At 37.0% G+C, this 9,581-nt stretch carries 6 protein-coding genes and 1 pseudogene; 3 read left to right on the top strand and 4 right to left on the bottom strand.

Features of this window, described 5'->3' with window-relative positions; genetic code table 11:
* The 3 genes and pseudogenes from C9J37_RS24840 to C9J37_RS24835 all read left to right on the top strand — a co-directional run.
* On the top strand, nucleotides 1-593 hold a 593-nt coding region (locus C9J37_RS24840), incomplete at its 5' end, for an IS30 family transposase (protein ID WP_107897552.1).
* Between the two features lie 50 nt (nucleotides 594-643).
* A pseudogene (locus tag C9J37_RS29170) lies at nucleotides 644-865 on the top strand (group II intron reverse transcriptase/maturase); the annotation flags it as partial.
* 198 nt (nucleotides 866-1,063) lie between these two features.
* Nucleotides 1,064-5,317 carry an S-layer homology domain-containing protein gene (locus C9J37_RS24835; protein WP_107897551.1) on the top strand — a complete coding sequence of 1,418 codons (4,254 nt, stop codon included), beginning with the start codon at nucleotides 1,064-1,066 and terminating at the stop codon, nucleotides 5,315-5,317.
* Between the two features lie 71 nt (nucleotides 5,318-5,388).
* Here the strand turns inward: C9J37_RS24835 and C9J37_RS24830 are convergent, their stop codons facing one another.
* The 4 genes from C9J37_RS24830 to C9J37_RS24815 all read right to left on the bottom strand — a co-directional run bounded on the left by C9J37_RS24830 (nucleotide 5,389) and on the right by C9J37_RS24815 (nucleotide 9,441).
* A complete protein-coding gene (locus tag C9J37_RS24830; protein ID WP_107897550.1) occupies nucleotides 5,389-6,786 on the bottom strand; it encodes a nucleoside recognition domain-containing protein in 1,398 nt (465 codons plus the stop codon).
* Nucleotides 6,758-7,483 (bottom strand): FeoB small GTPase domain-containing protein, encoded by a 726-nt coding sequence (locus C9J37_RS24825; RefSeq protein ID WP_107897549.1) that lies wholly within the window; start codon nucleotides 7,481-7,483, stop codon nucleotides 6,758-6,760. The genes C9J37_RS24830 and C9J37_RS24825 overlap by 29 nt, the downstream gene beginning before the upstream one ends.
* Nucleotides 7,480-7,740, bottom strand: a complete 261-nt coding sequence (locus tag C9J37_RS24820; RefSeq protein WP_107897548.1) for a FeoA family protein — start codon at nucleotides 7,738-7,740, stop codon at nucleotides 7,480-7,482. The genes C9J37_RS24825 and C9J37_RS24820 overlap by 4 nt, the downstream gene beginning before the upstream one ends.
* Nucleotides 7,741-8,139: 399 nt before the next feature.
* Complete coding sequence (locus C9J37_RS24815) at nucleotides 8,140-9,441, bottom strand: hypothetical protein (protein ID WP_107897547.1); 1,302 nt, start codon at nucleotides 9,439-9,441, stop codon at nucleotides 8,140-8,142.
* Nucleotides 9,442-9,581: the final 140 nt, after the last annotated feature.

The following is a 9,581-nucleotide window of genomic DNA, read 5'->3' as shown; positions in this document are numbered from 1 at the left end:
ATTTACCTTTAACGGTACTTCGTCAAAAAGGAAAACGCCAGAAACCTCGTGAAACAAGAGGACGTTTCAACATCGGCACGCCTATTTCAAAACGTCCAAAAGAAGTCCGTAAACGGGACACCTTTGGCCATTGGGAGTTAGATACAGTAGTTTCTGGACGTGGGCAAGCAAAGGGCTGTGTCGCTACATTTATTGAGCGTAAAACCCGTTGGTATACAGGCATTTTGATGCCAGACCGTTCTGCAAAATCAATGGAAGCAGCCATCAAAAAGTTACACCAACAATTGCCCAAAGGAGCAATCCTAACGGCGACAACCGATCGAGGAAAAGAATTTAGCTGTTACAATGTGCTGGAAAACGAACTAAACATCCAAGTCTATTTTGCGGATGCTTATTCTGCTTGGCAGCGTGGCAGTAATGAAAACGGCAACGGCTTACTGCGCGAGTTCTTCCCTAAGAAAACGAATTTCGATCACGTGACACTAGATGACATGAATCAAGCACTCCATTTCATCAACCATCGACTAAGGAAATGCCTTGGTTGGAAAACAGCATACGAGGCGTTTCGGGAAGAACTGTTGCACTTAATTTGACAAACGATCATTTTTAAAAAATCCTTTTAGCAATTCTCCCCATTACGAAGTGCTTATGGAAGAATTGGAAGAAACCCTGAACAAGAGTCAGGAACCTTACTCGCATAAACGTTCCTTACGGGAAAGCATATGAGCGGGGGAATACCAAAAAAGGGTACTGGTGCATTTCTAAAAGTCTCATATTACACAGAACCCTCGGCAATTCCTACTGGGAAAGCCAAGGGCTGAAAAGTCTGCAAGTTTGTTATGAAGCTTTGCATTATTCATCTTAATTGAACCGGCGTATACGGAACCTTACGTACGGTGGTGTGAGAGGTCGGTAGTTAATCACTCCCGCCTACTCGATTTGGGCAAGACTTTCTTCCATTATTTTAGAAATACTATGAAGGTTCGCTATCTACCTGTCGATATAAAGGGTATGATGAAAATGAAGTTTGTGCGAATCATTTATATGTGAAAGGAAGAGTGAGATGGATAAAACAAAAATCCAAAAAGTGAACAAAGCACTGATCGCAACTGTTTTTGCTACTAGCGGGATTGCTGTTGTCGTACCACCCCCACAAAAAGTAGCAGCAGCTACTTCACCATTTGTAGATATTAACCAATATTCAAGTCACTATGACAATATTTTAAAATTATATGCTCAAGGTGCAATTAGTGGATTTGCAGATAAAACATTCCGACCAAATCAAAATGTAACTCGTGGTCAAGCAGCAAAAATGCTAGCTACAGTTTTAAAGTTAGATTTAAAAAATGTAGAAGATCCCTATTTTAAAGACGTACCAAAGAGCAATGAATATTATAAGTATGTAGCAGCGTTGCAAAATGCAGGCATTATGTCTGGTTATGCAAATGGTTCATTTATGCCAAATGAAGTAATTACACGCGGGCAATTAGCCAAAATTTTAGTACTGGGCTTTAAATTCGAGGTAGCATCGAATTTTAATCATAGCTTCCAAGATATTAATAGCCAATCAAGCAATGCTTACTATATTCAAACATTAGTAGATTTAAAGATTACAGAAGGAACAACACCTGTCACATTTTCTCCGTTCAATGCAGTAACTCGAGGTCAAATTGCTTCTTTTATTGTTCGTTCACAAGAGAAGAAGGGGAATGTATCAACTTATAAGATTACTGGTGTTGAAGATGATACTGTTTACATAAATTCTGAACCTTATTCAGTACCTGAAAACCTTTCACATATTTTCAATGAATACAATGCAGATGTATTAAAAGGTGCATTTATTGAGGGAGATATTTCAGGGAAATCTATTTATTCAGTTGCAAAGTTAACGTTGAATGCAAGCGGGACGAGCTCTCGAAAGTTACAGTTTGACGGTGACTATAAATCGTTTGGTGGCACAATCGTTGTCAATGGGAACTATATTGATTTCAATAATGTCACGTTAACTGGCACAATGTTAGTGAATGAAACAGTTCGTCCACCTTTACATTTAGATGTTTCCTACTATAAGCCATTAGCAATTGGCCGTGTAGCAAGCAATAATTTTTCATTTATCAACTGGTCAAATCCAGAGAAGCCAGAAGATGAAAGCTCTAATAGCAACCCATCAGGCGATCTTCAAAATTGGACCGATTCCAATAAAAATCCAGATAAAAACAAGCCTTTCGAAAACTGGTCAAAAGACAAAGTGACTATGAAAAATGTCGAAAAGCACATTGAGTTTTACAATAGCACCGTATCACGACTTGTTGTGTCGCAAAGTGGTACAAAAATTGAAACAAATACAAAATTACCGCGTGTTGATATTATCGGAAACGTACGTGAGTTTGAAATCCAAGGTAATATCGGTACGTTAAATTTAGATACAGAAACAGCCCTTACAATATACGGAGATAGCAATATTGACTGGATAAATTACAATAGCTATACCGATTTAAAACTGTATATTGATGGTCGCGTAGGCACGCTTTATGTAGATAATGCATATGGCTGGCTTGATATCGGTGATTACACATATATCGATAAAGTAATTCTGCCAAAAGGCGAAGGGCCAAATAATATTTTTGATGACTTCTTAAATGATAAAGATAATGTGGGGAATATTACAGATCCTGACGGTAAACCAATCGATAAAGATGATATTGATAACCAAAAGCCAGCGGATAAAACAAAACCGTTAATTGATATTACCAAGTTAACGGTCTTGAATGGTAGTGATGTTCAAGTAGAGTTTACGTCAGATAAAGTAGGCACGTATTACTATATTGTGCGAGAAAAGGGCGTAGAAGTACCAACCAAACGAGAAATGGTTAATCGCATTGAGGTTGATAAAAATGTCGCAACTGGCACGGCATCGGCTGTTAATGGTAAAAACACCATTAAAATTAATAGTTTAGGTGAGAAAAAAGAATACGTTGTCTATGTCATGGTAGTGGACGGAGCGAAAAATGCTTCAGATATCAAATCGCAATCGTTCCAAATGAAAGATTCATCACCACCATCGGTAAAATCGCTAATGGTAACCCCTCTACATGGTGGAACACGAGCAGAGTTTACATTTACAGCGAGTGAACCAGGGGAATATTTCTACTATGTACGTAAAAAGACAACTGCCGCAGATCCGACAACTGCAGATGTAATGGCTAACCCAACAGGTACAGGGAAGGCACTTGCAGGTAAATTAGGAATTTCTGGATTGCTGACAGGTTTAGACCCTGAACAAGAATATCAACTATACGTAGTGATGAAGGATGATTCAGGGAATAATTCAATTGATCCAATTCCAAAAGAAGCAATCAAAGAATTCAAAACAGGTGCTTTAGACAATCTACCTCCATATATTGTGGGTGGAGAACTCTTTTTACAAGATGAAATTAAAAATGAATTTTATGTAACGGTCAGTGAGGAATTAGATTCGATTGAAGCTGAAAAAGTTGAAAACTATGAACTGACAGGAACAGGTATTGTCAATCAAGGATTACAAAAACCAATTCGACCAGAAAAGGTTGTATATAATAAAGCTCAAAAAAGATTAACGTTCATAATCCCTTCTTTGACAGGTTTCGTTAATGGCGATAACTTGGTTGTAACGATATCTCCAAATGTAAAAGACCTTGCCGGTAATGAATTCGAAAATATTAACAATACACCAGTGAATACTGTTCCACGCAATACTGCAGAATATATTCATAAAGACGGTGAGTGGCCATATTTAACGATTATTGGAGAACCTGCTATTAACGCTGCTAAAGACCAAACACTAGTCGAATTTAATGCGACAAAAGCGGGAACCTACCATTATTTAATTATGGAATCCGATTTAAATTTAACAAGAGATGACCGTCTAGGATTAATCGAAGCTGTACAATTAAATGCAACAAAATTTAAAGTAGGGGGCAAAGATATCCCGATTATCGGTAGTGGTGGCAATAAGCCAGCACAATTAGGAAAACAAAAGGTAACAGTTCCTCTCCCTAATACAATCCCGCCGTTAGATCCGTTTAAGAGCTATTCCATTTACATGGTGTTGCGAGACCGTTCAGGAAATGTCTCGGATATTCAAACAAAACATGTAATTGATGACCGTACAGCTCCTGTTATTGACAATACGTCAATTAAAATATTGGAAGGTGATCGGAAAGCAACCTTTAGATTTATGTCAGATGAGAATGGTTCGTATTACTACGTCCTTCGAAAGGTTGGCGATCCAACGCCTGGACCAACAACGCCTGAAGAAGTAATGGCTAAGGGAATTACGAGCAGCATGCGTAAAGGTACAAATGAGATTTCTTTAACGCTTGAGCCACATCAAGAGTATGAGCTGTATGTAGCAGTAAAAGACCGATATAATAATGTCACGATGGTGCAAAAAGGTAAAGAATCAAAAGTTTACACATTTGATGAGAAGCAAAATAAAACGATAACCTTGACTGATCGTGGGAATGGCAATGGCAATGGTGAGATGAAATATACATTCTTCTCAGATGGGACACCACCAAAGGTAGAAGATCCAATCTATAAACGAATTGATGGCAAAACATTTGAAGTAACATTTTCAGAAGCTGTCGATACAGGATTTGATTTTAAATTAGTTCAACCAGGTACAACAACGCCTATTACACCAACTTACAAACATAGCTGGAAGGATGTTACGGGTACAAATGATTGGGAATCTCGCAAGCTCATTATCACGTTTAATACCGAAGTAAAAGAAAGCTTTGATATTAGTGTCAATGCTGCCGCGAAAGATAAAGGCGGCTGGACATTTAGTAAGGATCGAGCAGAGTATAAATATCCAACAAAAGAGAATACAATTACTTCTGCGACATTATTAGCGGATACGGAATTCCCAGATAATAAAGAAATTTCTAAGAAGGTTCAAGTTGTTGCGAATCTAAATGCAGATATTACGTGGGATCAGCAGTATTACTATGCAGTACTGAACAAAGACAATGCTCTAACGCCTGATAATGTTCTGGATGTTATTACGAAGGCAGATAGTAATAACTTTACGTCTATTCCTGGAGGGGCAATCATTTCTTATGGTAAAGGTAAGATAACAGCGCCTTCTGATGCAAGTATGGCGGAGACCTTTACAGCAATTCAAACAGGCGGTAGTTCAAGTAAAACAAATATATTCCAAACAGGTCAACGAATTTATCTATTCACGAAAGATAAGTATGGAAATATTGTGTACGCAAAATCAAAAGATTCATCAGCTTTAGATTATGTATTAATTCAACCTAGAACACAATAAAATTAGAAAGACACTAGCTTGAATGTGATAGCTAGTGTCTTTTTGTATAAGATGCGTTAATAAACTCTACTTCAAACCAACCCAAATGCTCTAACAACTGTCGCTATTAGCCATGTTACGCCAATGGCAATAACAGTTGGAATTAAGAACGACATAAATGTCCACTTTGCACTTTTTGTTTCTTTATAAATATTGACTAAAGTCGTGCCACAAGGGAAATGCAAGAGAGAGAATAACATCATATTTAAAGCTGTCAGCCAAGTCCAACCTTGGTCGATAAATACTTGTTTCAATCTCGATAAATCTTCAATTTCTAGCATCGCTCCTTGTGATAAATACGCCATAATGAGGATAGGGATGACGATTTCATTAGCAGGTAAACCAAGGATAAAGGCAGCCATAATAAAGCCATCCATACCAAGTGCATGACCAAACGGTTCTAAAAAGTTAACAAAATGCATGAGTATACTCGTAGTGCCAATGTAAATATTTGCGAATACCCAAGTCAGAATAGAAGCAGGCGCAGCTACGATGACAGCTCTTTTTAAGACATTCCATGCTTTATCAATACTTGCTCTTATAATCGTATTCCAAAACTTAGGTCTTCGGAATGGTGGGAGCTCTAATGTGTAATGGGTTGGTACACCCTTTAAAGCAGTTTTAGAAAGAGTCCATGATACAGTTAATGTCACTACGATACCTAACATAACAAATCCCATGAGGATGGCTGCTGTTAAAAGTGTACCAGTCGCTCCGGTAAAACCCGTTACCATAAATAAAGACGCTAATAATATAAGTGTCGGCCATCGCCCGTTACAGGGAACAAAATTGTTTGTTAATATAGCCAGCATTCGTTCACGAGGGGATTCAATAATTCTCGTAGATAGAATAGCAGCAGCATTACAACCGAAACCCATTGCCATTGTTAATGATTGCTTACCATGCCCGCCCGCTCTTTTGAATAATCGGTCCATGTTAAATGCTACTCGTGGTAAGTAACCGTAGTTTTCTAGCAATGCGAAAATCGGGAAGAATATAGCCATTGGGGGCAACATAACACTAATGACCCACCCAGTTCCCCTAAACAGCCCAAGTACTAAAATACCATGTAGCCATTCTGGTGCATGTAAAGCCTCAAAAAGTGAGGTTAGCTGCGTTTCAAGGTAACCAAATAAACTTGCTATCATCTCAGATGGTACGTTAGCTCCCGCAATAGTGATGTAAAAAATAGTTCCAAGCATGACCAGCATAATCGGGAATCCCCATATGCGCGATGTAAAAATGTCATCCAATTTATCTGAGCGGTATAACTCAGACTGTTTCTCTGAAATAACTTTTTTACATAAAGATTTACTTTTATCGTAAATATTGCTGACAATTTCATCACGAATGTCTTCATTGGAAACATCTTTCACTTCAGCTAATATGCTTTGTAATGAGTTATGATTTAACGCTGATTGGGACGTCATGTGTTTTCACCTCCAATTGTCTATTGTTGTTATGATGCTGAAGTTTTAATATCAATTCCTCATCTCCGTCAAGTAAACGAAGGGCAAGCCATCTGGAAGGATAGGTGTCTTGAAAATAGACTTTTAATTTTGATTCAATTTTTGTAATTGCATCTTCTATTTCTTGCGAATATGTCATGCGATATGGAGTCGTCATTATTTTTCCGTTCACTAAGTCACTTAATGTTGCTAATAATTGATCAATGCCCTTTTTATTCCTTGCTGAAATTTTAACAACAGGTATGCCAAGCTCGCGGGACAATTTCTTTTCATCAATTCGAATGCCTTTTTTTTCAGCTTCATCAATTAAATTGATGCAAATAATTACATTGTTGGTCATTTCTAATACTTGAAGTGCAAGATTTAAATTTCTTTCTAATGATGTGGCATCTAATACAACAATTGTGGCATCGGGTTGGTCAAAAATAATATAGTCTCTCGCTACCTCTTCATCAGTAGAATTGGAGAATAGCGAATAGGTCCCAGGTAAATCGACCAATACATATTGCTCTCCGTTATACTCAAATGATCCTTCAGCATGAATAACTGTTTTTCCCGGCCAGTTTCCAGTATGTTGCTTTAAGCCTGTTAAAGTATTAAATAATGTACTTTTTCCGGTATTAGGGTTCCCTGCTAAAGCAATTGTATTTGCTCTCATTTTAAATCCCCCCTAACAATCTCGCCAAAGATATTGGAACTTTCATCATTTCGTAATGCAATCGTTGTGTTACTTACACGGTAAGCAACAGGATCTCCTAAAGGACTTTTATGAAGCACAACAACTTCAGCGCCTTTAACAAAACCTAAATCTAACAATCTTCGTCTTAAAGTGCCCTCAATGTTCAACTCTTTTATTACAAAACAATCCCCATGTGAACATTCAGCAAGTGATGTTAATTTCTTTTCCGTAGTCATTTTTTATTCCCCTCTTTAATTATATTTCCTTATCTCTATATTCTTTCTTTAAGGAAACTTTATTCAAGAATATTCCCAATATATGATTAATGTCAATAATTTTCGTAAAATTTTCCTAGTAATTGAAATGGAACGGATAAAAACGTTAAGGTTTGGCAAAAAACTATATCATCTCCATGATAAAAATCTTATCTTTATGATGTATTAGCAACGTCAAATTTGGTTAAGAAAGATGCAGGGGCATTGGTTGAATAGAACGTGTTTGGAGTGGAGAAGGGGATATTCCTGATAGAAGAAAAAACCCACAACCATTAGTAGTTCTGAGTGATTTCAATCATATTCATATAAAATGACTGAAAGTGTTTTAACCTACAATAGGGGGTGTGGGAATCATCATATTTAATTTCTAACAATTTGAAACGTACCAGATGTTTGCGTTTCAATAATGTATTGATTGCCATTGACTGTATAGGAAACAGGCTCTTGGTCACCGAATTCATTGAGCTGAACAATGGAAGCATTGTCAGGTAAATTTTCTAAAATAATTTCGATATTTGCATCAAATTTAACAGGTTTTTTATTTAATATTGCTTGGAAAGTAATGCGATTTAAATTTCTTGTCAGCTGAACGTCCATTACGCCTGAATCCTTATTAACAAGTGTATTGAGCGGTGGGATGATTAGAACCATATTTGCTTTCGTTGTTAAAACAAAACGTTCATTTTTATTTTCAGAATCAGCAACATTAATTTTTGCTTTATACGTGTTTCTTCTACTCTTAGACATTAGTGTATTTTTACCTGGTACTGCTGCCGAGTCTGACAATGTGGGTGTATCGATTGTATGACCATTTTCAGGCAGTTTATATTTCCCTTTTACAAAGTCTACTAATTTCCAAACGTTTGGAACAAGCTGTTGTTGTACGGGTGTTAATGCTTCAAAAGCGTTTTTTGCTGCTTGGACATCCTGTGTTGTAGATGTTTTTGGCGATAAGGCAGCAATGGCATTTTCTACTTGCTTCGCTGCGGATTTATCCAATATAACGACCTGTTCGGCATCTAATAATTGTTTTTCAATCCCTGCAGGTAAAGCAACATTGGAGAATTTTCGTAATGCATTATACTCAGCGCGTGCTTCTGCCACATCTTTATGGAAGCTAAGTCGAGAAGAGTTTAACAATTGAATTTTATTAACAACTTTATCAACGGAAGTATTTGGTGTAATTGTTGACGTCAGTATTTTTTGTGTTGCGTCACTTACAAAGGTTTTTTGCGCAGCATTTAACGTGTTGTACCAATCTCTCGTTTCAATTACATTTTGATAATAGTTAACAGAAGTAGATTCAACTGAAGCTAATTTTTCTTCAATTTGTGCGGCTAGTCGACGATAACTTACTCTTGTTTGTTGATGATTGGATAGTGTCCCATAATTCGTTACATATTGCTTTTCAGTTTCTGTTAACGCATTGTATGCCTTTAGTGCAGCTTCTAAGTATGGCTGAAACGAAAAGGATGTATCATTAATATTGGAAATCAACTGGATAACGTTGTTAACGTTAGAATTATAGTAATTATTATATATGTAAGCAGTCTTGGCATGTGGCGATTGATCAGCAGCTGAGGCAGACGTTATAGGTGTTGAATAGATAAGTGAAGGTACTGCTACTAGTGCAAGCAAGGCTAGGTTTCTTTTGTGTTTCATATGGGCAAACCTCCTATATTTTATACTTAATTTTATCATAGCTTAAGGATTTTTTATGCATATTTTAGCTGAATAGGTAAAAAGGTCCGATGTTTTTTACATCTCAATACGTCTTATTTACGACAAATATGATTGTAAAC

This window comes from Lysinibacillus mangiferihumi, assembly GCF_003049665.1.
In the GTDB taxonomy this organism is placed as follows: Bacteria; Bacillota; Bacilli; order Bacillales_A; family Planococcaceae; genus Lysinibacillus; species Lysinibacillus mangiferihumi.
Note: the sequence above shows the minus strand (reverse complement) of the source record. Positions and strands in the feature narration are given on the sequence as shown.

Coding starts and splice junctions, on each gene's coding strand:
- C9J37_RS24825 (WP_107897549.1), bottom strand. CDS start 7,483: ATGAGAGCAAATACAATTGCTTTAGCAGGGAACCCTAATACCGGAAAA.
- C9J37_RS24820 (WP_107897548.1), bottom strand. CDS start 7,740: ATGACTACGGAAAAGAAATTAACATCACTTGCTGAATGTTCACATGGG.
- C9J37_RS24830 (WP_107897550.1), bottom strand. CDS start 6,786: ATGACGTCCCAATCAGCGTTAAATCATAACTCATTACAAAGCATATTA.
- C9J37_RS24815 (WP_107897547.1), bottom strand. CDS start 9,441: ATGAAACACAAAAGAAACCTAGCCTTGCTTGCACTAGTAGCAGTACCT.
- C9J37_RS24835 (WP_107897551.1), top strand. CDS start 1,064: ATGGATAAAACAAAAATCCAAAAAGTGAACAAAGCACTGATCGCAACT.